Genomic DNA, 22,888 nt, shown 5'->3' with positions numbered 1-22,888 from the left:
GGAATTCTCATCATGATGCGCAGGTCTCTTCTCGCTCTCGGTATCGCCGCGGCGATGTCCACCCAGGCTCAGGCAGATATCACCATCGCCATGGCAGGCCCGGTCACGGGGCCGGTCGCCCAGTACGGTGACATGCAGTTCATCGGTGCCGAGATGGCCATCGAGCGGATCAATGCCGCCGGCGGCGTCGACGGCGAGATGCTCAAGGGCGTGAAATACGACGACGCCTGTGATCCCAAGCAGGCGGTGGCGGTCGCCAACCAGATCGTCAATGACGGTGTCCAGTACGTGATCGGGCACCTGTGCTCCAGCGCGACGCAACCGGCCTCGGACATCTACGCCGAGGAAGGCGTGATGATGATCACGGCGGCTTCCACTAGTCCGACCATCACCGAGCAGGGCTATGAGCTGGTCTTCCGCACCATCGGTCTGGACTCGCTGCAGGGGCCGGTTGCGGGGCGCTATATCGCCGAGACGATCAAGCCCAAGCACATGGCCGTGATCCACGACAAGCAGCAGTACGGGGAAGGCATCGCCACCGGCGTGCGCGACACCGTCGAGGAAGCGGGCATCGATGTGGTGCTGTTCGAGGGCATCACGGCGGGTGACAAGGACTTCTCGGCGCTGATCTCCAAGCTCAAGAAGGAGAACGTCGACTTCGTCTACTACGGCGGCTATCACCCGGAGCTGGGCCTCTTGCTGCGTCAGTCGCGTGAACTGGGCTTTGACGCGCCCTTCATGGGCCCTGAGGGGGTCGGCAACCCGGATATTTCCAAGATCGCCGGTGAAGCCTCCGAAGGCCTTTACGTGACGCTGCCGCCGGCCTTCGAGACCGACCCGAAGAATGCCGATCTGGTCGCGGCCTTCAAGGCCAAGGATCAAGACCCCTCCGGCCCCTTCGTCATGCCGGCCTACACCGCAGTGGAGTTGATCGCCGATGGCATCAAGGGCGCCGATTCCACCGACCCGTATGACGTTGCCGAATATCTGCGCGCCAACAGCTTCGACACGCCCATCGGCAAGGTCGAATACGACGAGAAGGGCGACCTGAAGGACTTCAACTTCGTCGTCTACAACTGGCACGCCGACGGAACCAAGAGCGAAGCGGCACATTGATCAGCGGCTGGCCTCTGCTTGTCTGAGCCCAGCCTTCGCCACGGCCATGTGATATCAACATTCTATACCTCATCTGAACGATCATTTGAGACCTTGTTCGAGACTTTATGTGGCCGTGGTGGATCAACCCCGAGACGCTTCCCGTCATGCCACCTGGCATGGCGGGCTTCTTCGTTCGGTCGAGTCCACGGTGATGCAATATCGCCGTGCCTTCCCGTTGTCGTCGCGCATGCGGCATTTCCCTGACGATCACCGGCCACAAGCCGATGATCGTCGCGGCCAAGGGTCGTTCCATGGAAGACATCCTCTACTTCCTGCAACAGGTCATCAATGGCCTGACCATCGGCAGTACCTATGCCTTGATCGCCATCGGCTACACGATGGTCTACGGCATCATCGGCATGATCAATTTCGCCCACGGCGAGATCTACATGATCGGCACCTACGTGACCTTCATCGTCATCGCGGCGCTGGGCATGCTGGGCATCGCCAACCCCTTCTTTCTGATGGCGGCCGCCTTGCTGGTAGCCGTGCTGGTGTCCTGCGCCTATGGCTTTGCCGTGGAGCGTGTCGCCTATCGGCCTGTGCGAGGCTCCAAGCGTCTGATCGCGCTGATCTCGGCGATCGGCATGTCGATCTTCCTGCAGAACTACATGCGTCTGGCCCAGGGCTCGCGTGACATGGCGATCTCCAGCCTGATTCCGGGCGGTTGGGAGTTCGGGCTGGAAAGCTTCGCGGTCAATCTGTCCTACATGCAGGTGATCATCTTCAGCGTCACCCTGGTATGCATGCTGCTGCTGTCGTCCTTCATCTCGCGCTCGCGCCTGGGGCGTGCCTGTCGGGCCTGCTCCCAGGATGCCGGCATGGCGCGTCTCCTGGGCATCAATACCGACATGATCATCTCGATGACCTTCGTGATCGGGGCGGCGCTGGCCGCCGTCGCAGGACTGCTGCTCGGCATGTACTACGGCGTGGTCAATCCCTACATCGGCTTCCTGGCCGGGCTAAAGGCGTTCACGGCGGCGGTGCTTGGCGGTATCGGCAGTATCCCCGGCGCGATGCTGGGCGGCCTGCTGCTGGGTGTCGCGGAGGCACTGACTGGCGGCTATCTGTCCACGGAATACAAGGACGTGGTGGCCTTCGGACTACTGATCCTGATTCTGCTGTTCCGTCCCTCCGGGATTCTCGGCAAGCCCGAAGTGGAGAAGATCTGATGCCCAAGCTTGCGAAACAGACTCTGAAGACAGCGGGCACCTCGCCCGCCGAGACGATTCCGCCACAACCTTCCTATCGTCGTCCCTGGTGGTCGGCACTTGCGGCCGCCGTGTTGACTCTCGTGCTGGGTGGCTCGGTACTGGGGGTGCAGCTCGAGTCCACCGGCATCACCACCACAGTACGCTTGATGGGCATGGATACCTGGGGCTGGTTGCTGGCCGCGGCGCTGGCCGTCTTCCTGCATCAGCTGGTGCGGCCACAGATCGAGGAATGGCGTGCGCGTACCCGCAAGCCATCACGATTCCGCGTCCCTGACGTGATGAGCGGTCAGAAGCGTCAGCTGTGGATCATGCTGGCCATCGGTGCGCTGCTGATCTTCCCGTTTCTGTCCAACCGCTCGGCGGTGGATCTCGCGACCCTGACGCTGATCTACATCATGCTGGGCCTGGGGCTCAACGTGGTGGTGGGTCTCGCCGGGCTGCTGGATCTCGGCTACGTGGGCTTCTACGCCGTCGGGGCCTATACCTATGCGCTGCTCAACAGCTATCTGGGCTTCAGCTTCTGGGAAGCACTGCCCATCGCCGGGTTGATGACGGCGCTGTTCGGCTATCTGCTTGGCTTCCCGGTGCTGCGGCTGCGGGGTGACTACCTGGCCATCGTGACACTGGGCTTCGGCGAGATCATCCGTATCCTGCTCAACAACTGGACGGAGCTGACCGGCGGCCCGAATGGCATCGCGCGCATTCCCAAGCCGACCTTGTTCAATCTCGAGTTCTCGCGGCGAGCCGATGAGGGCAACATCGCCTTTCATGAGTTCTTCGGCATCGACTACGACCCGGCTTTCAAGGTGATCTATCTGTACCTGCTGGCCTTGATTCTGGTGCTGATCACGCTGTTCGTGATCTATCGACTGCTGCGCATGCCCATCGGGCGGGCGTGGGAGGCGTTGCGCGAGGATGACATCGCCTGTCGCTCGCTGGGCATGAATCCTACCGGCATCAAGCTCTCTGCCTTCACGATCGGTTCGAGCTTCGCGGGCTTTGCCGGCGCCTTCTTTGCCGCGCGTCAGGGCTTCATCAGTCCTGAATCCTTCACCTTCATCGAGTCGGCGATCATTCTCGCCATCGTGGTGCTGGGCGGGATGGGCTCGCAGTTGGGCGTGATTCTGGCGGCGATCGCCATGACGTTGTTGCCGGAGCTGGCACGTGAATTCAATGAATATCGCATGTTGCTGTTCGGGTTGATGATGGTGCTGATGATGGTCTGGCGTCCTCAAGGCCTGGTGCCGCTCAAACGACCGCAGATGGAGCTCGACCGTGGCTGACGCACATGACAAGCAAGCATTCGACAATGAGGCGCCAGCCGCTTCCTCACACGGCCAGGCACGCGACGAGGGTGGGGCACCGCTGCTGGACGTACGTGATCTCACCATGCAGTTCGGTGGCCTCAAGGCCGTGGACGGCGTGACGCTTGAGGTGCATCCGGGCGAGGTGGTATCGGTCATCGGGCCCAATGGTGCGGGCAAGACGACCGTCTTCAACTGCATCTCTGGCTTCTACCAGCCTACCGGTGGCGAGGTGTATTTCCAGAATCGCGCCATGCATCGCCTGCCGGGGTACCGGATCGCCCAGGCTGGCATGGTACGCACCTTCCAGAACGTGCGGCTGTTCAAGGAGATGACCGTCATCGAGAACCTGCTGGTGGCGCAGCACATGCACGCCGAGCGCAACCTTCTCAAGGGTCTGTTCAAGACGCCGGGCTATCGACGCAGTGAAAAGGCGCTGATGCAGCATGCCGGCGACTGGCTGGAGCGAGTCGGTCTGCTCGAATTCGCCAACCGCGAGGCAGGCAATCTGGCCTATGGCCAGCAGCGGCGACTCGAGATCGCGCGTTGCATGGTCGCCAGGCCGCGGCTGCTGATGCTGGATGAGCCGGCGGCGGGCCTCAATCCCAACGAGACCCGGGATCTCGATGACTTGATCGTCAGCCTGACCCGCGATGAGGGCATCTCGGTGCTGTTGATCGAGCATGACATGAGTCTGGTGATGGGCATCTCGGATCACATCTACGTGGTCAATCAGGGCCAGCCGCTGGCGGATGGCAGTCCGGAGGACATTCGACGCAACGATGCCGTGATCAAGGCCTATCTGGGGGAGGAATGAGCATGAGTGAGCATGTTGATGCAGTCATGCCAGAGACCGTGCCTGCCAGCGAGGCACTCGCGCCGCGGGATGCCATGCTGGCGCTCGAGCATCTGACCACCCATTACGGGCCGGTGCAGGCGCTCAATGATGTTTCGCTGGCTGTAGGGCAGGGCGAGATCGTGACGCTGATCGGTGCCAACGGCGCCGGCAAGACGACGCTTTTGATGTCGATCTGTGGCGATCCGCGTCCGACCAGCGGACGGGTGTGGTTCGAGGGCGAGGAGATCACCGGCACGCCCACGGCGCGCGTGATGCGCGGTGGGCTGTCGGTGGTGCCGGAAGGTCGCCGCATCTTCACCGGCATGACGGTGGAGGAAAACCTGGCCATGGGCGGCTATTACCAGAGCAAGGAGGAGAACGAACGCAGCATCGAGCACGTGCTGGGGCTCTTCCCGCGCCTCAAGGAGCGCTTCCAGCAGCGCGGCGGCACCATGTCCGGTGGCGAGCAGCAGATGCTGGCCATCGGGCGCGCCCTGATGAGTCGGCCGCGGCTGCTATTGCTCGATGAGCCATCGCTGGGGCTGGCGCCCATCGTGATCGGGCAGATCTTCGAGATCGTCGAGCAGCTGCGCGAGCAGGGCACCACCATCTTCCTGGTGGAGCAGAATGCCCATCGTGCCCTGTCGATCGCCGATCGCGGCTATGTGCTGGAGCACGGTCGCGTGGTGCTGGCGGACAGCGGCAAGGCGCTGCTGGCCAATGACGACGTGCGTCGCGCCTATCTCGGCGGTTGAGAGGCCCGGCACGTGATTCGCTGTCGCGTCTCACCAGAGGATGGCAATGCAACAGAACGCGCCCCTGTCACTGAACTCTCGGTGGCAGGGGCGCTTTCTTGAGGATGCGATGCAGGGTGCGAGCCAGGGGCCGGTAAAAGTGGCGTGAATGGCTTACGCCGAGAGAGGGGTCACGAATTCTTCGGGAGCATAGGCGACGCCGTCATGGATACGATAATGATCGGTAGGGCCGGAGACCTGGCAATTGCTGACGCAGGCCTGGCTGGCGGGAAGCTGGCGCAGGGGGTAGCGCACTCCGGCCTGGCACAGCTCCAGCATCTTCTTGAGTGCGCTGCGTTCACAGTAGCCACACAGGCACTCGAGGGCGTTGTCGAGGCAGTCCTCTTCGCTCATGCCTGCACCGTAGATGCGCTTGTCATCACAGACGACGAATCCGAGCGCGCCGGGGGATGTGGCGGGTGTTGTCATGTCTGCTGCCGTATCAGGTACTGCACTGAGAATGTTGTCAGCCATGATGAACCTCATTGGAATGGGGTATGCCGGCTTCTGCGAGCCAGTGTCAGGTCCGAGAGTGGTGCCCCTCCTTGGCCATGCCTCTCCCAGCGTAGACGTCAGATGCCAAAACGCCATCTCTGTCCTTGTCATATCTCCGGGGCTCCCTGATGCTGCGACAGAAATATGACGAAGGGATGTCAACTGGATGACAGTGCGCCCTGTTGAAAATCGCTGCAGGTCGCGCCGTCACGGTAGCGAGCATTGAGGGCCAGCAATATCGCGACACTCTCGGCGTCAAATACGCCAGTGATGGCTCCCGGGCGGAAATGCGCCTGAAAGGCGGCGATGGCAAGCCAGGGACGCTCGGTCTCCACTGGATAGCCATAGCGGGTGAGAGTCGTGATCAGAATCCGCTTCTCTGGCAATCCTGTTCTGGCCAGCTGCCGCTGGAAGCACAGCACGTCAGAGGTGCGTGGCCAGGCACCGATCCCGGCATCATGCAGCCGTTTCCAGGGAAAGCGCGGGCCGGGGTCGGTCTTGCGGTCCGGCGCGATGTCGGAATGCCCGATGACATCCACCGCCTTGATGCCATGGCGCGCGATGATGGGCTTGAGCAGCGTGATCAAGGCGGTGATCTGCGCTTCGCTCCACGGTGCGAAGTCACGTGATGGAGCCCAGCGCCTGGCGACCGCCGCCCTGGCGTCTTCCTGCTCGCCTGCCTGCAGGGGTACCAGTGCCTGCGGCCCGGCATTGACGATCTCGATGCCGATGGAGGTGTCATTGAGGTTGCTGCGCTCTCCCCACTGACTGATGCCCGCATGCCAGGCACGGCGGTCCTCCGGCACCAGCGAGTAGACACTGGGCAGCGCTTCGCCATCTGCAGGCGCCGACAGCAGATAATGCGCGCTGACGTCCTGTCCGGTCAGGCTGCTCAGGGAGCCGCGCAGATCATCATCGGTGTAGTGCAGCACCAGATGGCGAACCCGCGAATTGCTCTGGCTCTGGCCAGACGCCGTGGCCCACGCGAAGGTCTCGCTGGCATCCGCCGTGACCGTCTGCTGCGTTGCGCTGCAACCCGCCAGCAGCAGGGCGAGGGTCCCGCCGCCAAGCAGGAGCAGCAGACGCACGATGGCGGGCCGTGAACGGAGGGGGCTTGAGAATCTGCGTGGCATCATTGGGCAATCTTCGTGGCCTGGGTGGGAAAGGAGCGCATGAGTGACAGGAATGCCTTGTCACCGGTCGTCAGGGAAATGCAGTGGTGGCCCTTCCTGCTTCACACGGCAAGGCGCGTTCTGAACGGGGCAAAACATCAGCGATATTGTGACATAACCTGCTGAATTCTCGTGTCTGGCGGGTTGCAGGATTCGCTCTGCCGCCTGGTGGATGCTTGAGGTATAATCCCGCGCACCTGACCTGACGCTCGCCCGCGGCGGCGTGATCGCCGTCCCTGACAACGGTGATCGCCCTTTACCCTGATCGCCGCCGCGCCCCGTGTGCCAGCATGTCTGTCTTTTCCATCGCTTGCCCTTGAGGAGCCGATCCTGATGACCGTGATCCGCCAGGATGACCTGATCCAGAGCGTCGCCGACGCGCTGCAGTACATCTCCTATTACCATCCGAAGGACTTCATCGACGCCATGAATGCGGCGTACGAGCGTGAAGAGAATCCTGCCGCCAAGGATGCCATCGCACAGATCCTGATCAACTCCCGGATGTGTGCCCTGGGTCATCGTCCCATCTGTCAGGACACCGGTATCGTCACCGTCTTCGTTCACGTCGGCATGAACGTGCGCTTCGAGGCCGACATGAGCCTGGACGACATGGTCAACGAAGGCGTGCGTCGCGCCTATCTGCTGCCAGACAACGTGCTGCGTGCCTCCGTGCTGGCAGACCCGGACGGCAAGCGTGCCAACACCAAGGACAATACGCCGGCCATCATCCACCACAAGCTGGTGCCGGGTGACAGCGTCGAGATCCACGTCGCGGCCAAGGGCGGCGGCAGCGAAGCCAAGTCCAAGTTCGCGATGCTCAACCCGTCCGACTCCGTGGTCGACTGGGTGCTGGAACAGATTCCGAAGATGGGTGCTGGCTGGTGTCCGCCCGGCATGCTGGGCATCGGTATCGGCGGTACCGCCGAGAAGGCGATGCAGCTGGCCAAGGAGTCCCTGCTCGAGCCGATCGATATCCAGGAGCTGCAGAAGCGTGGTGCCTCCAATCGCGCCGAAGAGATCCGCCTCGAGCTGTTCGAGAAGGTCAATGCCACTGGCGTTGGCGCACAGGGCCTCGGCGGCCTGACCACCGTGCTCGACATCAAGGTCATGGATTACCCGACCCACGCGGCCAACAAGCCGGTGGCGATCATCCCGAACTGCGCGGCGACCCGTCACGTGCACTTCACCCTGGATGGCAGCGGCGCGGCAGAACTGCCGGCACCGAAGCTCGAGGACTGGCCGGAAATCACCCGTGAAGCGGGCGACAGCGTCAAGCGCGTCAACCTCGATACCGTGACGCCAGAGGAAGTACAGAGCTGGCAGCCGGGCGACACGCTGCTGCTCAACGGCAAGCTGCTGACCGGCCGTGATGCGGCCCACAAGCGCATGACCGAGATGCTGGCACGTGGCGAGCAGCTGCCGGTGGATCTGAAAGGGCGCTTCATCTACTACGTCGGCCCGGTCGATCCGATCCGAGATGAAGTCGTCGGTCCGGCTGGCCCGACCACCGCGACCCGCATGGACAAGTTCACGCGCACGCTGCTGGAAGAGACCGGCCTGCTGGGCATGGTCGGCAAGGCCGAGCGTGGCCCGACCGCGATCGACGCCATTCGCGACAACAAGTCCAGCTATCTGATGGCCGTCGGCGGCGCTGCCTACCTGGTCGCCCAGGCGATCAAGAAGTCTCGCGTGCTGGCCTTTGAAGACCTGGGGATGGAAGCGATCTACGAATTCGAGGTCGAGGACATGCCGGTGACCGTGGCGGTCGATAGCGCGGGCGTCTCCGTGCACCAGACGGGCCCGGCCAAGTGGAAGGAAATCATCGCCAGCCGCGCCTGATGGCCTTGTCGTGAAACTCCGTCATATCGTGTGGATATGATCTGAAGACCCCCGTCGGTGATTATATGCCGGCGGGGGTCTTCGTCTGTGTGCCGTCGATGTCATGGCATCGTTGCGCGCACTGCTGTGGCATACTCTGGCAACCCTGACGCCTGCAATGGAGCTGCAATGACCGCCTGGTTACTTGGCTTTCTGCTGTTGAGCAGTCACATTCTGGGTGCGATGACCGCCGTCATGGCCCTGATGTCCAGTCGTACCTCACAGGGTGCGATCGCCTGGATTCTGTGTCTGCTGACCTTTCCCTATGTCGCCCTGCCGCTTTACTGGGTATTCGGGCGTCCCCGTTTCTATGGCTATGTCAGTGCTCGCGAGGAACGCGACTCGACCATGCGACGCGTGCTGATGCGTTTCCGCCCCAAGCTTTCTCCCTGGCTTTCCCGTCCGCTGGGCGGCAATCCCACCCATCTGGATGCCATCGAGCGTCTGGCGATGATGCCGGTCACCACCGGCAATCGTGCCAGGCTGCTGATCAATGGCGAAGAGACCTTCGACGCCCTGTTCGCGGCCATCAAGGCCGCCGAGGACTACATCCTCATCCAGTTCTTCATCGTGCGAAATGATGAACTCGGTGTGCGGCTCAAGCAGGCATTGATGAAGCGTGCTGAGCGTGGCGTGCGGGTCTGCTTCCTGTATGACGAGATAGGCTCACGCAAGCTGCCGGATGGCTATCTGAAGGATCTGATCGAATCCGGCTGTGAGGTGAGTGCCTTCAATTCCTCGCGTGGCTGGCGTCACCGCTTCCAGATCAACTTCCGCAATCACCGCAAGATCACCGTCATCGATGGCCGTGTGGGCTTTGTCGGCGGGCTGAATGTGGGCAATGAGTACCTGGGCCATTCCGAACGCTACGGCGCCTGGCGCGATACTCACCTCAAGCTGGAAGGACCCAGCGTGATGGGGCTGCAGGAGGCCTTCTGGGAGGACTGGCACTGGGCGACCGGCGAGGTACTGTCACTGGAATGGGAGCCACGTATCAGCTGTGAAGAATGTCAGCACGTGGTGATCGTGCCGTCTGGCCCGGCAGACCGTCGTGAGACGGCCAGCCTGCTGGTCCAGCAGGCCATCCATTCCTCGGTGAGCCGTATCTGGATCACCAGCCCTTACTTCGTGCCGGACCAGGGTGTGCAGGACGCTCTGAAGCTGGCGGCGTTGCGTGGGGTGGACGTGCGAGTGATGATTCCGGAGCGCCCTGATCACCTGCTGGTGTTCCTGTCGGCGTTTTCCTTCCTGTCCGAGATGATTCGCTCCGGTGTGCGTGTCTTCCGCTATCAACCGGGCTTTCTGCATCAGAAGGTGATGTTGATGGACAGCCATACGGCCACCATCGGCACCGTCAATCTCGACAATCGCTCCTTCCGTCTGAACTTCGAGGTCACCGCCTTCGTGCCCGATCACCAGTTCGCGGCGGAGGTCGAGGCCATGCTCGAGGAAGATTTCCGTCATTGTCGCGAGATCAGCTGCGAGGAGCTGGATGCCCGGCCGATGTGGCGCAAGCTGGTCTCGCGGGCGGCCTATCTGCTGGCACCTATCCAGTGACGCTTTCGGCAAAATGAGTCCGTTACCTGCCGAGTCGAGAGAAACTCGCTCGGCAGGTCTTGTCATTCGTGGCCATTGCAGGCATCTTCTCGCTATAACTGGTCGCCTGTTTATTTCTTTTTGGAATAAACTGAGAGCCTGGATGCTTCCCTCACCCTGCATTGGAGAGGGCGTCCAGGGCGGCGGCTACATGATTCCGCGCTGAGACCTGCCATGACCGTTCAAGACACTCACGCCAGCCAGGCACCTTCCATCGAGTATCAATTCCGGGATGACGCCGATGTCATCGCCTTCGCACGCCAGCATGTCGGCGATCAGTTGCCTGCCTTCACTGCGGCCAGTGAGCTTCAGGTCGAGGAGATCGGCGATGGCAACATCAACTATGTCTATCGCGTCTGCACGCCGGACCGCTCCGCCTCGGTGATCGTCAAGCAGGGACTGCCCTGGGTGCGCATCATCGGTGAGAGCTGGCCGCTGTCGCTGGTGCGTGTGCGCATCGAGGCAGAAACGTTGCAGTTCGAGGCCGACTGCGCACCTGAGCTGGTGCCGGTGCTCTATCACTTCGATGAGTCTCGCTCGGCCATCGTGATGGAAGATATCGGCGATCACCGCAATCTGCGTCATGCCTTCCTGGAGCGTGCATCACTGCCGCGGCTTGGCGAGCAGATGGGACATTTTCTGGCCACCAGCCTGTATCGCAGCAGTGATCTGGCACTCGATGCCCACGACAAGAAGTCTCGCGTCGCACGCTTCACCAATCCCGATCAATGCAAGATCACCGAAGACCTGTTCTTCCTGGACCCGTTCTGCGATCACGAGCGCAACAGCATCAATCCGGCGCTGCGCGCGGATGCCGAAGCCCTGTGGCAGGACGCCGCCCTGAAGGTCGAAGTGGCCGAGCTCAAGCAGCGTTTCCTGTCCGCGCCCGAGGCACTGCTGCATGGCGATCTGCATGCCGGTTCGATCTTCGTGCGGGAAGACAGCACCAAGGTCATCGATCCGGAATTCGGCTTCTTCGGACCGGCAGGTTTCGATATCGGCAGCTGGCTGGCAGCACTGTGGCTGGCGGCCTGTGCGCACACTGAGCTTGACGGAGAGCAGGGCAACAAGCGTGACTACGTGGCGCAGCTGCGCGCCCAGGCGGTCACCAGTTGGGAGCGCTTTGCCCGCGAGTATCGCGAGCAGGCCGCGCTGACGCCAGATGCCAGCTTCGCTGCGCCGGGCGTGGCAGAGCGTCTGTTGTCTCGCATGCTGCGTGATGCGCTCGGCTACGCCGGCTGTGAGCTGATTCGCCGCACCATCGGGCTCGCGCATATTCTGGAACTTGAATCCATCAGCGATGAGACCACCCGTGCGCGTGCCGAACGTCGTGCGCTGGCGCTCGGGCGTGAGCTGATCATGGCGCGCGACAGCCTGAGCGATATCGATGCCATCGATGCCCTGGTGGCGCGTCACCTCGCCTGAGGGCGGGCATGCCAGGCAGGAGTCGGGCGTTCAGGGCTCGGCTAGGGTAGACTCTGCGCTCCGCACCCACGCGCTTGCACTGTCACGCGCGTGGTTCAGTCGAGGAGCATGGTGCTTTACCGGGAAAGCAACTTCCCGCCATTGCCTTTCCAAGACGTTTGTCTTTTCAAGAAGAGATTTTCATGGCCCTGTCTTCCACGCCTTACAAGGTGGATCTGTCGCTGACCGACCTGGATCGCGGCGTCTACGAGACCCTGCGTTTCACGGTGGCTCGTCACCCCTCCGAAACCGAGTTGCGTCTCTGCGTGCGCCTGCTGGGCCACGCCCTGTGGTACAGCGAGAACATCGCGTTTGGTCGTGGTCTATCCGATGTCGATGAGCCGGCGCTGTGGGAAAAGAGCCTCGATGGCCGCGTCCTGCACTGGATCGAAGTCGGTCAGCCGGATGCCGAGCGCCTGACCTGGTGCTCGCGACGCACCGAGCGTACTTCGTTGCTGGCCTATGGCAGTCTGCGCGTGTGGGAAACCAAGGTCGTGCCGGCAGTGGCGGGGCTCTCCAACCTGAGCATCGCGGCCGTGCCGGAAGGGTCGCTGGACGCCATCACCGAGTCGCTGCCACGCAACATCAAGTGGACCGTGATGATCTCCGAAGGCACCATCTTCATCACCGATGACAACGGCCAGCACGAGATCAACCTCGAGTGGCTGAAAGGCGAGCGCTGAGGGATATCAGCCTCGTATCCGGCCCCAACGACAACGCCCCCGCAAGCATTGCTTGCGGGGGCGTTGTCGTTGGGGGGCTCAGATGATGCTCAGGTCCTTGTCGACCATGAGGCGGCCTCGGCCATTTTCCTTGGCGTGGTAGAGGGCGTCATCGCTGCGCTTGACCCAGCTCGACAGGGTGTCGTCGGCGTGCAGTTCGCTGGCGCCGGTGCTGAAGAGGATCACGCCATGCAGCAGGGGCGAGGCTTCGCAGCGCTCGCGCAGGCATCTGTCGAACTGGCGAGCCGTCGCCAGGGTGCCGGGGATCAGGATCATGAACTCCTCGCCGCCATAGCGTCCCGCTTCTCCCGAGAGCTCCTGCGTCAGCTGGCTGACATGGCGTGAGAACTCTTCCAGTACCTTGTCGCCATACGGATGCCCGTGGTTGTCATTGATCATCTTGAAGTGATCCAGATCACAGATCAGCAGACAGGAACTTTGCGAACGTCTGATCCAGGCTTCGGCCTGTTCGTGGATGGCACGGTGATTGTAGAGACCGGTCAGGCTATCCAGCAGGTTGAGGCGCTCGAGCCGCGCCGCATAGGCATTGGCGATATCGCGCTCTTCATGGATGCGTCGGGCGTAGCCTGCGATCACCACGCTGAGCAGCCCGAAGGCCAGCGTGTAGCTGAAGCCCATGTCGAGAAAACGCATGCCTTCGGAGGCATAGCCGCTGACCAGCCCCGGCCTGGCGTGTTCAAAGGCCAGCAGTGCCCAGGGCATGAACATCAGGCCGATGATGATGATGCCTCGGCGTTTGGGATTGGCGGGCAGAACCGCCAGCACATAGGCCGACGCCATCAGGTAGAACAGCAGGGTCGGGCCGGTCGCGCCATGATTGAACAGCCAGTTGCCGGGCAGCATCACGAAGGTGACCAGCGCACAGAACAGCCAGGCCATGCGTTTGAACTCACCATGAAAGCGCGAGCGATACCACATCAGGGCGATGAACGCGCTGGTGATGACCAGCACGATGTTGTACGCCGGCAGGGTGAGGTCCAGCAGGGAATTGAAGAGGGCCGAAATCAACCCGATGAAGAATGCGGAAACGAGAAAGCCATGATGGAGTATCTCGCGGGCGGAGCCGGTCTTGCCGACCAGCCAACGCCAGGAGGTAACTATCAATTTCAATGGGCTGACCATATGACCTCGGGCATCGGGATGTCAGTGCACGCCAGGTACCAACCGGGAAAGGCTGGATGATACACCACCTCATCATCAGCCACAGCTCACCAGAGCCAACGAAAGGTACGCAAACCCTATGCTAACGTAGCGAGGGTCAGAAAATGCCTTATTTCTCATTGTTCGCAATAACATGAGGCGGTATTGCGCCTAATGCGCAATATATTGCCTGTTCGACGCTGGCGCGATACCCCCTGATGTCTTCCCACTGATCTACGCCGCCGCCCGCTTACTTCCAGGGCGTGTAGCGGTAGCTGTCGGGGTCGTTGGCATCAGGGCTGTCGGCTTCCTTAAGGCGCACCAGGGTGTTGCCATCGTCGTCCTCTTCGACTCCCGTCACTGTCACCGGAAAGTTGGGTGACAGGGCATCGAGTGCCGGCCATTGCCCCTTGGTGATCTGGCTGCCCGCGGCAGGGGCGCTGTCGGCGCTGATCTTGATGGGGTCTCCGCTGACACTGGTGCCGCCCTTGAGCGTGGTCGTAAGCGTGAATTGGATCATCGGTCGCGAACTCCTCTGGAGGATTGTCGTTCATGGGGCGTTGCATTCGAAGGTGCGCAATGAATGCCTGCCTCATGAACATGCGTCGCACCCGGACATTTTGCAATGCTGACGGTGGATTCAGGCGTCACTGCGATACCAGATCACGACGCAGGTAAAGAAATGTGAGATTCCTGCTTTTCTTTTTGAGATCAATGCGGTACATTACGTCTCGTCTTGAGGGGGAAGCTCTTCCAGACACAGTCGGGACGTGGCGCAGCTTGGTAGCGCGCTGCAATGGGGTTGCAGAGGTCGCAGGTTCGAATCCTGTCGTCCCGACCAGATTCAAGTGAAAAGGCCATCCGGAAACGGATGGCCTTTTTGCGTTCTTGCATGTCGAAAAGATGCCTGTCTCATCACGACTCACTCTCTGCTCTCGATCATCATTCTCCACGCTTCTGTCCATTCTCCGCTCCTCATTTCCGTTCTCTCGACAACCAGTCTGCCTCCCGTTTTTCGTCTTCGGTTCGTATTGCCCACCTTCCTGGCGACTCATTTCAGTCAGCGCAGGGCTCGCGAAAGCTCTTATCTGAAGTCCCTTTTCTAAAGCTCTGTTCTGAAGTTCTGGCGCAAAGTGGTGCTCTGATCCGTTGCGACTCGGCATGTGACATCCCTTGAGCGGTGGTCCATGCAGATGCCACTGACCTCTGGTACTGAAAGCGCTGCTGCTTGAGTTGATCTGGATCAATTGACTGCCGGTTCGAAGGCCACGGCAGGAAGGATGAGTTCTCTAAGCATGTAAGTATTAGAGTTTTCGTATATACTGCGCCAGTCGATATTGGGGGTGATAATGAAAATCATAGACATTTACACGGCATCTCGCTTCAATCCCGAACGATCCATCCTCAGAGAACAGCTGGGCGGAGGCTACGTGGTGCAGACCTGCGCCGTGGCCGCCGAGAACTATTGCTTCGAGGTCTCTCAGTCGCGCCATTTCATTCTCGGGTTTGAGGTCGCGGGTGCACGCAGTGCTGAATTTCTGTCGATCATCACCGAGGATTACGTCTTCCAGCATCCCGGCATTCGCCCGGAAACGCTCTCGGCCTACCTGCAGGATCGCGCTCGACACCCACTGCGTCGTCGCGCAGCCTCTGCGCCTTCCGCCACAGCGCTTTCCGCCACTGCGTCGGGCGCCGCACGGCGCAGTGTCACCAGCATTGCCGTTGGCTGATGATGCTTGAGGCAACGCTCTTCAGTGAATATCGTTGCGCAGTGTTGAGGTGAAAAGCAGGCCAGATGTGGCCAAGAGGCAGGCAAGCGCAGAGCTAACGAGACAGCTGGTTAGACAGCCAGGCAGACTCCAAAGACATGAAAACGCGCAGGGCAAGGAAGGGTAGAGCGCAGCGCTGGGGAAGGGGAGCCGTTCAGAGAAGACTGCGCAGGTTTTTCACTTTTCACTTTTCACTTTTCACTTTTGACGACGTTCACTTTTCGCCTTGAAGTGCGCGACTCTCTCAGTCGCAAGGCGGGCGCAGGATCATGCTCGGGCCAGGTAGCGCCTGAGTGCCCAGACCGTGCTGGCCAGGCTCACACAGCAGAGCAGCGGCAGGGCAACATCGAGACAGGAATCCAGATTCCAGTGTTGCAGCAGGCCGTAGTCCCAGCTTTCTGCCTTGGGGCCATCGCCCTTGTATTCATGCTGAGCAATCTCGCGGCCCAGAAACAGGGCCACGGCGATGGCCCCTGCCGACCACACGCCAAACAGCGGCCATAGCGCCAGCTGGATCAGCACGGCGATCGCGCCATGCTGAACGGCACTGCCCAGAATCTCGGCCGTCATGGGGCATCCATCATGCTTCAGGTCTCATGCTTCAGGTCTCATGCTTGAGAGCTCATTCTTGAGAGCTGAATCTTGAAAGCTGATTCTTGTAAGTCATCTCTCGCCCTTCACTTCTCGATCCTCATCTCTCGACTCTCGTTCTTCGACCGTCGTTTCCCGAATTTGGTTGTTCGAGCCAGGCTTGCGCCCTCACGCATAGCCCAGCGCCTTCTGCAGACGCTCGGCGTTGTCGGCCACCCATTGCGCATTGATCGGTCCCCAGTCACGAATCACGTAGTGGCCGATATTGTTGCGCTGGCCTTCCTCGCGCTGGAATTCACAGACGATCTCGAGCTCACCCAGGGCGGTGATGGTGTCCTGGGCGGTACGCCGCGGCATGCCAGTGGCGGCGATGATGGCCGGTACGCTGGCGATGTCATGCGCAATGAGGTGGGCCACGAACAGGCGTCGATAGAAGCTCGTCTGGGTCTTGCTCAGCGGGGTGTCGGTCATGGGGGCTCCATGTGGCGAAGAAGGGGGCTGGCGAGAGGTGATCAGTGGCTCAAGGTGTAGTCGATGGTGGTTACGACTCTGATTTTCTTGATGTCGGGGGTGTAGCTGTCGAGATCCGAGATCGAGAAATAGCCCTGGCTGGCATGCTTGATGTGGCCGACCGTGCTGCCGGAATCCTCCGCGAACTGCTGGGCGGCGCGCCGGGCATCCGCGGTCGCGGCCGCGATCATGTCGGGCTTGATGGCTTCAAGTCCCGTGAACAGGAATTCGGTGCGATAGGCATAGTCAGCCGAGAGCAGGATGCCTTCACGTACCAGCTCACCGGTCAGTGAGGCACTCCGCTTGACGAGGTCGACCTTGGGCGAGCGCACCAGCACCGTGGCTTCGGCGCGATAGCGCTCATCCGGGCGCTGGGCGTTGTAGCTGTTGGCGTAGAGGTCAGTCACCTGAGGAGAGGTCACGCTGACCTGGTCGGCGGGGAAGCCCTGTGCGGTGAGAAAGGCGCGAATCTTGCGCTCATCATTGGCCAGCGCTTCGTGAAGTCCGGTCAGCTGATTGGCATTGACGCTGAAATGCAGCGGCCAGAGGGCCAGATCGGCCTTGACCTCACGCTCCGCAAGTCCCTTGACGGTCACTACGCGGCTGGAAGATTCCCACACCTGTGCGGCCTGCTTGAGATAGCTGCCACTCCAGACCATCCCCACGGCCAGCAGGCCGCCCAGCACGGCCGAGCTGATGATGTTGCGCATGAATTGTCGTCCCTGACGTGAGCTGTGAGCTGGCCGCCGCCTGTGGCGGGGTCAGTCCTGTACCTTGCCGCGCATGGCCTTTATCTTGCCCTTGCGCGTCTTGCTGTCGACGCGGCGACGCTTGGCGCCCTTGCTGGGCGCGGTTGCGCGACGTGCCTTCTGTACCTTGACTGCCTCCAGAATCATCGCCTTGAGGCGTGCCAGCGCATCTTCCTTGTTGAGCTCGAGAGTACGATGGCTCTGCGCCTTGATGATGATGACGCCTTCCTTGCTGATGCGCTGATCCGACAGCTGCATCAGGCGTTCCTTGTAGAATCCGGGCAGTGTCGAGCGCTGCACATCGAAGCGCAGGTGGACGGCGGAGGCGACCTTGTTGACGTTCTGGCCGCCATTGCCCTGGGCGCGAATCTGGGTGAGGTCGATTTCCCAGTCGGCCAGCGCTACCGAATTGGAGATGGTCAGCATATTGAATCTCCTTGTTTTTGGGACTGTGTGGTATGTCACGCAGGCACAGTCAGTGAAGCGATGGTCCATCTTAGCCTATTCGCGCACTGGCTTCAGAATGGCGGGTGCGTCGTGCGTCGTGCGTCTGCCTCTCCATCGGGTCGGCTCGCGGCACTGATCGCTTTTCCTCGCTTCCTGGTCTTCACTTGACGGTGCAGAGGACCATGAGAACTGGCAGGAAGGGGCGGTGCGAGGATTCATTCTGACATGGCGTTTAGGGAGGGGGAGTTCAACCGCACGCTGCCCGAGACGCCCGGATATCGGGTACTCTGCTGGCTGCGTCTTGAGTGAAGACTCTCCGCTTTTCGTAGCCCCTTTCCCATCCTTTGCAGAGCGCCTCATGGATATCCCGCATCAGCGTCTCGTCTATTTTCAGGTCACCGTCGAAGCCGGCTCCATCCGGCGTGCCGCAGCGCGTCTGAACATCGCCCCTTCGGCTGTCAGTCGTCAGATAGGTCTGCTGGAAGAGGCCATGGCCGCATCGCTCATCGAGCGTACCCGTGACGGCGTCCAGCCGACGCGGGTCGGCGAGATGCTGCTGGATTACATCCTGCAGCGAGAGAAGCTCGATCAACACCTCGGCGAACGCCTCGATGCCTATCAGCGGCTGGAAACCGGGGAAATTCGCCTGACCATCGGCGAAGGCTTCGTCGGCGACATCATCAACAGTCCGCTGCGCGCCTTTCGCAAGCAGTACCCCGGCATCACGCTCAAGGTCGATACCGGCAGCATGCAGAGCATCATCAACAGCGTGATCGAGGATGAGGCGGATATCGGCCTGATGTATCACGAGCGGGTCCATCCCCAGTTGCGCTTCTGGCATTCAAGCCCGCAGCCGCTGGTGGCCATCATGTCGCCGGAACATCCGCTGGCGAGCGATGCCCATGCGCTGACGCTCGAGGAAGTGGCGCAGCACCCCATGGCACTGTGGGGGCCGAGCCACGGCGTGCGTCAGCTGATGGACGATGGTTTTCGTGAGGCAGGGGTGCGCCCGCACATGGTGGTGCAGACCAATTCCATGGAGGTGCTCAAGCAGGCGGCGCGCTCCGAGCTGTGCATCACGTTGTTGCCGGCCTTCGCCGCGGCCCGTGAGCTTCAGGAGGGCGTGTTGATCGCGCGGGATGTGGAATGTGCCAGCTTCCGCCAGGCCCGCGCGCATATCATCACGCGGGTCGGGCGGCGCATGCCGCGTGCCAGCCTGCAGTTGCTGCGCCATCTCGAACGCTGGATCACGGCGTTCAGTGGCCCGCGTCAGGAATAGTGCTGATGTCGGGGCATATGGTCTCGAGGCTGTGGTTTCGGGGTTTATGCTCTCGGGGCTTATGCTCTCGGGGCTGTAGTTTCGGGAGTTTCGAGAGTTTCGGGAGTTTCGCGAGCTTCGGCCGCGGGTACTCTAGTTGCGCAAAACCCGGACGGGTGAAGCTGGGCGGGCACCATGCTCAGCCAGCGATCGCAGAGATGATGGAGATCATCCTCGTCCGCAGGACACAGTTCCGGCGGCTGACAGCGCTCGAAGACCGCCTTCATCAAGCCTTCCGGCAGGTTGAGCGTGGTGACGAAGCTGCGCGCCAGGCGCAGGTCGCGGCGCAGCTGACCCGTGGAGATCCCAGAGTCATAGCGGCCCGGCAGCACCCAGCGCGGAAAACTCACCTCGCTCACGGCACTGCGCCCGGCGCCCAGGTTGATGGCATCGATGCACGCCTGAGGTGTCACGCCCGCGCGATAGGCCATGGCGACCGCCTCGGCGGTGGTGATCAGGTGCGCGGCATGCAGATAGTCGCTGGCCAGGGCGGTGGCATGGCCGCAGCCGGCGTCTCCAACATGCAGATGCTGCGTGCTGATGGCGTCAAGCAGCGCTGATATGCGCGCCACTGTCGCCTCATCACTGCCGATCAACAGCGTCAGGCTGTCATTCGCTTCATCGGCGGGATTGCGACTGGTGGCCGCTTCCAGCCAGTGATGGCCAGCGAGGCGTGTCTGCACGGCCAGTTCGCGGCTGAGCGTGACATCACCACTGGAAAGGTCGATCACGGTGCTGCCTGGCGGTGCCATGCGCAGCAGGCCTTGCTTGCCCGTCAGTACCTTCTGCACCTGTTGTGATGTGGCCAGCGCCATCAGGTAGACCTCGGCGCTGAAGGACGAATGGCTCGCGACTTGCACCTCGGACTCTGCCACTGTCATGACGCCCTCGACTCCGGCACGCGCAAGCGCCTTTATGGCCCGGGTGCCAATGGGCGCATCGCCAATCACGCAGATCTTCATGCTGAGCACTCCTCGCCGGGCCCGTGTCGCTGGTGGTCTTGATCAGTGATGGTGGTCTTGATCAGTGGTGGTTGATCGTCAGAGTTTTACCCCAGTCAAGTGCTATCCGCCAATGCTCAACAGCTGACGTACGAGCGTTGTCCAATAGCTGACGCCGATGGGCGTGGCAGCATCATTGAAGTCGTAGTGCGGGTTGTGCAGCGAGGCGCTGTCTTCGCCGTTGCCCAGCCAGATATAGGCACCCGGGCACTCCTGCAGCAGATAGGCGAAGTCTTCCGAGGCCATCGAGGGCGGCAGGTCACGATGGACCTTTCGGATGCTCGGCAGCTGCTCGAGGACGCTGGCGCAGCGTTCGGCATGGCCAGGAGCATTCCGGGTCGCGGGGTAGCGCGGCTGATAGTCGAAGTTGACCTTGAGACCGTGGAAGGTCGCCATGGCATCGACAGCGTCATGGAAGCGCTGCTGCAGATGCGCGCGCAGTGCCGGGTCGAAGCAGCGCAGGGTACCGCGCAGTTCGACCTCTTCCGGCATCACGTTGAAGGCGTCGCCGGCATGGAACTGGGTGATGCTGAGAATCGCGGTCTGGTGCGCCGGCGTCTCGCGGCTGATCAGCCCCTGCAGCTGGGTCACCAGCTGACAGGCTGCCAGGATGGTGTCCTTGCCCAGATGCGGCATGGCGGCGTGACAGCCGTGACCACTCAGCGTCAGGGTAAAGACGTCGAAAGCCGCCATCACTGCCTCTTCATGTACCGCCGCCTCGCCGAGTGCCAGCCCCGGCCAGTTGTGCAGGCCATAGATGGCATCCATCGGGAACCGCTCGAACAGGCCGTCCTCGACCATGCGCCGGCCGCCGCCTTCGTTCTCCTCGGCCGGCTGGAACACGAACACCACGCGGCCGGCAAAGTCCGGATCGCGCGCCAGTTCACAGGCCGCGCCCAGCAGCATGGTGGTATGGCCATCATGGCCGCAGGCATGCATCTTGCCCGGTGTGTGCGAGCAATGTGAGACGGCGTTGGCCTCGGTGACATCCAGCGCATCCATGTCGGCGCGCAGTCCGATGGTCTGGCCCTTGCCCAGCTTGCCGTCGAGCACCGCGATCACGCCGGTCTCGGCAAGCCCCGTGGTGACTTCCAGGCCTGCCGCACGCAGGATCTCGGCGACGCGCGCCGAGGTGCGGTGCTCCTCGAAGGCCGTCTCGGGATGCTGATGAAACTCATGACGCCAGCTGCGCAGCAGTGCCTCGTCGATCTTGTCGGGTAGTTGCATGCTGAATTCCTGTGGAAACCGGCACTCTGGAGTGCCGGCTTGAATGTGTTGAAAAGGGGTGAGCAACGTGCGAAGCCCGTGTGGTCAGGGCAGGGCCGAAGCCCGTGTGATCAGAGCAGTGCCTGCGCCACGACCGCCGAGCCGATATAGGTGCCAGTGAAGACCAGCAGCGAGATGATCACCAGCTTCCAGCCCGCCTGGCGGAACATGCTGAACTCGCGCTTGCTGAGCGCCAGACCCGCATAGCCGAGTACCGGCGTGACGATGGCGAGGAAGTTGACGAAGCCCAGCTGCTCGGTGATCCAGCCGCTGCCCGGGAACCATGGCAGTGTCATCACGATGCTCACCAGCGACACCCAGGCGATCGCCGGCAGATAGAAGGGCATCAGGCGAGCGACGCCAAGGCCGAGCATGGTCATCACGTAGAGGATCAGCATGCCGGGGGCGGCGTCGATCAGGCTGGCACCGTTGATGGTGTTGACCACCCAGCCGACCACGCAGACCGCCGCGACGACCAGGGCCGTCTTGCCCAGCTGGTTCTCCGGGCGATCTTCGGCCAGCGCCTCGGAGGCAAGCTTGGCTTCCTCGTCATTCATGGTGCCATTGTCGCCAGCCCGCTTGCGGCTGAAGAAGGTGAACAGGCGCTCGGCGACCGGCAGGGCGATGAACAGTGACACGTAGAGGCCGGTGGCATAGGTCAGCAGGTTGCTGGCGCCGGCGAAGGCCAGCAGCTCTTCGCCCATCTCCGGCAGGGCACCGGCGATGGCGCCGGAACACGCCGCCACCATGCTGCCGCTGCCGACACCGCAGGCCATGGCCAGCGCACGCGGATCGAAGATGTCCAGTGAGGTCAGGTAGCCCGCCATCAACGCGAACCACAGGGTGCCGAACATGGTGCCCACCACATAGACGCCCATCACGCCGACACCTTCCGGGCCCTTGAGGCCGTATTTGTCGGAGATGATCGCGATATTGGGTTCCCGCGCGATGGAGTAGGTCGCGCCGATCGCCTCACGGCCCATCTTGAGCACCACGACCGCGATCGGCATCGCGATCAGCATGGTGCCCAGATTGCCCAGCTCCTGCAGGATCAGCGCCGGACCCGCGGAGATCAGCTGCTCGATCGCCGGGCCGATGGTGGAGCCGAAGCGGGCGATGAACGGCATGATCGACAGCAGGATGACCGGCCCTGCCGCCGCGCTGATCACCGGTGGGATGACCCGTTTCGTGCCGCTGAACAGGTGCGGATTGCACAGTACGGCAGCAATGAAGGCATAGAACAGTGGCAACAGCAGCAAGGTGCCGGGGCCGAGCGGGAACTTGAGGATACCGATCAGTTCGGCGCCGAGAGACAGCACCACGACCAGCAGGTGCAACCGCCAGTCCAGGAGTTGAGCGAGGGGCATGTGGGACTCCGCTTGTTATTGTAGTGTCTTGAGCTTTTGAAACGTCTGGAATGCAGCGCGCCGGGCATGCCCGA

At 61.8% G+C, this 22,888-nt stretch carries 22 protein-coding genes and 1 tRNA gene; 12 read left to right on the top strand and 11 right to left on the bottom strand.

The window, feature by feature from the left end:
- Positions 1–15: 15 nt before the first annotated feature.
- The 5 genes from F8A90_RS09945 (at position 16) to F8A90_RS09925 (ending at position 5,269) form a co-directional block, all read left to right on the top strand.
- Positions 16–1,116, top strand: coding sequence for a branched-chain amino acid ABC transporter substrate-binding protein (locus tag F8A90_RS09945; protein WP_442778905.1), 1,101 nt, complete (start codon positions 16–18; stop codon positions 1,114–1,116).
- Positions 1,117–1,409: 293 nt separating this feature from the next.
- Entirely contained in the window at positions 1,410–2,330 is a 921-nt protein-coding gene (livH, locus tag F8A90_RS09940) for a high-affinity branched-chain amino acid ABC transporter permease LivH (protein ID WP_043336883.1), read from the top strand.
- Positions 2,330–3,655: a high-affinity branched-chain amino acid ABC transporter permease LivM gene (gene livM / locus F8A90_RS09935; RefSeq protein ID WP_200016891.1), complete on the top strand. Its 1,326-nt coding sequence runs from the start codon at positions 2,330–2,332 to the stop codon at positions 3,653–3,655. The genes livH and livM overlap by 1 nt, the downstream gene beginning before the upstream one ends.
- An 82-nt stretch (positions 3,656–3,737) precedes the next feature.
- Positions 3,738–4,493 carry a high-affinity branched-chain amino acid ABC transporter ATP-binding protein LivG gene (gene livG, locus F8A90_RS09930; protein WP_267906766.1) on the top strand — a complete coding sequence of 252 codons (756 nt, stop codon included), beginning with the start codon at positions 3,738–3,740 and terminating at the stop codon, positions 4,491–4,493.
- Between the two features lie 74 nt (positions 4,494–4,567).
- Positions 4,568–5,269, top strand: coding sequence for an ABC transporter ATP-binding protein (locus F8A90_RS09925; protein WP_043336899.1), 702 nt, complete (start codon positions 4,568–4,570; stop codon positions 5,267–5,269).
- Between the two features lie 153 nt (positions 5,270–5,422).
- Here the strand turns inward: F8A90_RS09925 and F8A90_RS09920 are convergent, their stop codons facing one another.
- Positions 5,423–5,782, bottom strand: a complete 360-nt coding sequence (locus tag F8A90_RS09920; protein ID WP_200016890.1) for a hypothetical protein — start codon at positions 5,780–5,782, stop codon at positions 5,423–5,425.
- 179 nt (positions 5,783–5,961) lie between these two features.
- Positions 5,962–6,891, bottom strand: a complete 930-nt coding sequence (locus F8A90_RS09915) for an N-acetylmuramoyl-L-alanine amidase (protein ID WP_200016889.1) — start codon at positions 6,889–6,891, stop codon at positions 5,962–5,964.
- A gap of 417 nt (positions 6,892–7,308) precedes the next feature.
- On the opposite strand from F8A90_RS09915, the gene F8A90_RS09910 reads away from it, so the two are divergent.
- The 4 genes from F8A90_RS09910 (at position 7,309) to F8A90_RS09895 (ending at position 12,596) form a co-directional block, all read left to right on the top strand.
- Complete coding sequence (locus F8A90_RS09910; RefSeq protein ID WP_166019959.1) at positions 7,309–8,814, top strand: fumarate hydratase; 1,506 nt, start codon at positions 7,309–7,311, stop codon at positions 8,812–8,814.
- A gap of 168 nt (positions 8,815–8,982) precedes the next feature.
- Positions 8,983–10,410: a cardiolipin synthase gene (cls, locus tag F8A90_RS09905; RefSeq protein ID WP_166019960.1), complete on the top strand. Its 1,428-nt coding sequence runs from the start codon at positions 8,983–8,985 to the stop codon at positions 10,408–10,410.
- Between the two features lie 213 nt (positions 10,411–10,623).
- Positions 10,624–11,874: an S-methyl-5-thioribose kinase gene (mtnK, locus tag F8A90_RS09900; protein WP_200016888.1), complete on the top strand. Its 1,251-nt coding sequence runs from the start codon at positions 10,624–10,626 to the stop codon at positions 11,872–11,874.
- A 182-nt stretch (positions 11,875–12,056) separates the two neighbouring features.
- A complete protein-coding gene (locus F8A90_RS09895; protein ID WP_166019962.1) occupies positions 12,057–12,596 on the top strand; it encodes a YaeQ family protein in 540 nt (179 codons plus the stop codon).
- A 78-nt stretch (positions 12,597–12,674) separates the two neighbouring features.
- On the opposite strand, the gene F8A90_RS09890 is transcribed toward F8A90_RS09895, so the two are convergent.
- Complete coding sequence (locus F8A90_RS09890; RefSeq protein ID WP_200016887.1) at positions 12,675–13,766, bottom strand: GGDEF domain-containing protein; 1,092 nt, start codon at positions 13,764–13,766, stop codon at positions 12,675–12,677.
- Between the two features lie 280 nt (positions 13,767–14,046).
- The gene (locus F8A90_RS09885; RefSeq protein WP_200016886.1) at positions 14,047–14,316 is read right to left on the bottom strand and encodes a hypothetical protein; all 270 of its coding nucleotides are present in this window, start codon (positions 14,314–14,316) and stop codon (positions 14,047–14,049) included.
- Between the two features lie 244 nt (positions 14,317–14,560).
- On the opposite strand from F8A90_RS09885, the gene F8A90_RS09880 reads away from it, so the two are divergent.
- Both F8A90_RS09880 and F8A90_RS09875 read left to right on the top strand, forming a co-directional pair.
- Positions 14,561–14,637, top strand: a tRNA-Pro gene (locus F8A90_RS09880).
- A gap of 508 nt (positions 14,638–15,145) precedes the next feature.
- Complete coding sequence (locus F8A90_RS09875) at positions 15,146–15,526, top strand: hypothetical protein (RefSeq protein ID WP_200016885.1); 381 nt, start codon at positions 15,146–15,148, stop codon at positions 15,524–15,526.
- A 306-nt stretch (positions 15,527–15,832) separates the two neighbouring features.
- Here F8A90_RS09875 and F8A90_RS09870 read toward each other — a convergent pair whose 3' ends face one another.
- From F8A90_RS09870 to arfB, 4 genes are all read right to left on the bottom strand, one after another.
- Complete coding sequence (locus F8A90_RS09870) at positions 15,833–16,135, bottom strand: hypothetical protein (RefSeq protein ID WP_200016884.1); 303 nt, start codon at positions 16,133–16,135, stop codon at positions 15,833–15,835.
- A 189-nt stretch (positions 16,136–16,324) separates the two neighbouring features.
- On the bottom strand, positions 16,325–16,627 hold the full coding sequence (locus tag F8A90_RS09865; RefSeq protein ID WP_200016883.1) for a winged helix-turn-helix domain-containing protein: 303 nt from the start codon (positions 16,625–16,627) through the stop codon (positions 16,325–16,327).
- A gap of 41 nt (positions 16,628–16,668) precedes the next feature.
- Positions 16,669–17,376 (bottom strand): SIMPL domain-containing protein, encoded by a 708-nt coding sequence (locus F8A90_RS09860; protein WP_200016882.1) that lies wholly within the window; start codon positions 17,374–17,376, stop codon positions 16,669–16,671.
- 51 nt (positions 17,377–17,427) lie between these two features.
- Entirely contained in the window at positions 17,428–17,841 is a 414-nt protein-coding gene (gene arfB, locus F8A90_RS09855; protein ID WP_043334927.1) for an alternative ribosome rescue aminoacyl-tRNA hydrolase ArfB, read from the bottom strand.
- Between the two features lie 379 nt (positions 17,842–18,220).
- Here arfB and F8A90_RS09850 point away from each other — a divergent pair, with 379 nt between their 5' ends.
- Positions 18,221–19,141 carry a LysR family transcriptional regulator gene (locus F8A90_RS09850; protein ID WP_200016881.1) on the top strand — a complete coding sequence of 307 codons (921 nt, stop codon included), beginning with the start codon at positions 18,221–18,223 and terminating at the stop codon, positions 19,139–19,141.
- Between the two features lie 59 nt (positions 19,142–19,200).
- On the opposite strand, the gene F8A90_RS09845 is transcribed toward F8A90_RS09850, so the two are convergent.
- From F8A90_RS09845 to F8A90_RS09835, 3 genes are all read right to left on the bottom strand, one after another.
- Entirely contained in the window at positions 19,201–20,142 is a 942-nt protein-coding gene (locus F8A90_RS09845) for an NAD(P)-dependent oxidoreductase (protein ID WP_200016880.1), read from the bottom strand.
- A gap of 102 nt (positions 20,143–20,244) precedes the next feature.
- Positions 20,245–21,408, bottom strand: coding sequence for a M20 aminoacylase family protein (locus F8A90_RS09840; protein WP_200016879.1), 1,164 nt, complete (start codon positions 21,406–21,408; stop codon positions 20,245–20,247).
- Between the two features lie 110 nt (positions 21,409–21,518).
- Positions 21,519–22,814, bottom strand: a complete 1,296-nt coding sequence (locus F8A90_RS09835; protein WP_200016878.1) for a DUF3100 domain-containing protein — start codon at positions 22,812–22,814, stop codon at positions 21,519–21,521.
- Positions 22,815–22,888 lie beyond the last annotated feature (74 nt).

The organism is Cobetia sp. cqz5-12, assembly GCF_016495405.1.
Classification (GTDB): domain Bacteria; phylum Pseudomonadota; class Gammaproteobacteria; order Pseudomonadales; family Halomonadaceae; genus Cobetia.
Note: the sequence above shows the minus strand (reverse complement) of the source record. Positions and strands in the feature narration are given on the sequence as shown.

Bases quoted from the DNA above. Each gene is read 5' to 3' on its own strand.
- F8A90_RS09945 (WP_442778905.1), top strand. From the start codon at position 16: ATGCGCAGGTCTCTTCTCGCTCTCGGTATCGCCGCGGCGATGTCCACC.
- livH (WP_043336883.1), top strand. From the start codon at position 1,410: ATGGAAGACATCCTCTACTTCCTGCAACAGGTCATCAATGGCCTGACC.
- livM (WP_200016891.1), top strand. From the start codon at position 2,330: ATGCCCAAGCTTGCGAAACAGACTCTGAAGACAGCGGGCACCTCGCCC.
- F8A90_RS09925 (WP_043336899.1), top strand. From the start codon at position 4,568: ATGCTGGCGCTCGAGCATCTGACCACCCATTACGGGCCGGTGCAGGCG.
- F8A90_RS09920 (WP_200016890.1), bottom strand. From the start codon at position 5,782: ATGGCTGACAACATTCTCAGTGCAGTACCTGATACGGCAGCAGACATG.
- F8A90_RS09910 (WP_166019959.1), top strand. From the start codon at position 7,309: ATGACCGTGATCCGCCAGGATGACCTGATCCAGAGCGTCGCCGACGCG.
- cls (WP_166019960.1), top strand. From the start codon at position 8,983: ATGACCGCCTGGTTACTTGGCTTTCTGCTGTTGAGCAGTCACATTCTG.
- mtnK (WP_200016888.1), top strand. From the start codon at position 10,624: ATGACCGTTCAAGACACTCACGCCAGCCAGGCACCTTCCATCGAGTAT.
- F8A90_RS09895 (WP_166019962.1), top strand. From the start codon at position 12,057: ATGGCCCTGTCTTCCACGCCTTACAAGGTGGATCTGTCGCTGACCGAC.
- F8A90_RS09885 (WP_200016886.1), bottom strand. From the start codon at position 14,316: ATGATCCAATTCACGCTTACGACCACGCTCAAGGGCGGCACCAGTGTC.
- F8A90_RS09875 (WP_200016885.1), top strand. From the start codon at position 15,146: ATGAAAATCATAGACATTTACACGGCATCTCGCTTCAATCCCGAACGA.
- F8A90_RS09870 (WP_200016884.1), bottom strand. From the start codon at position 16,135: ATGACGGCCGAGATTCTGGGCAGTGCCGTTCAGCATGGCGCGATCGCC.
- F8A90_RS09865 (WP_200016883.1), bottom strand. From the start codon at position 16,627: ATGACCGACACCCCGCTGAGCAAGACCCAGACGAGCTTCTATCGACGC.
- F8A90_RS09860 (WP_200016882.1), bottom strand. From the start codon at position 17,376: ATGCGCAACATCATCAGCTCGGCCGTGCTGGGCGGCCTGCTGGCCGTG.
- arfB (WP_043334927.1), bottom strand. From the start codon at position 17,841: ATGCTGACCATCTCCAATTCGGTAGCGCTGGCCGACTGGGAAATCGAC.
- F8A90_RS09850 (WP_200016881.1), top strand. From the start codon at position 18,221: ATGGATATCCCGCATCAGCGTCTCGTCTATTTTCAGGTCACCGTCGAA.
- F8A90_RS09845 (WP_200016880.1), bottom strand. From the start codon at position 20,142: ATGAAGATCTGCGTGATTGGCGATGCGCCCATTGGCACCCGGGCCATA.
- F8A90_RS09840 (WP_200016879.1), bottom strand. From the start codon at position 21,408: ATGCAACTACCCGACAAGATCGACGAGGCACTGCTGCGCAGCTGGCGT.
- F8A90_RS09835 (WP_200016878.1), bottom strand. From the start codon at position 22,814: ATGCCCCTCGCTCAACTCCTGGACTGGCGGTTGCACCTGCTGGTCGTG.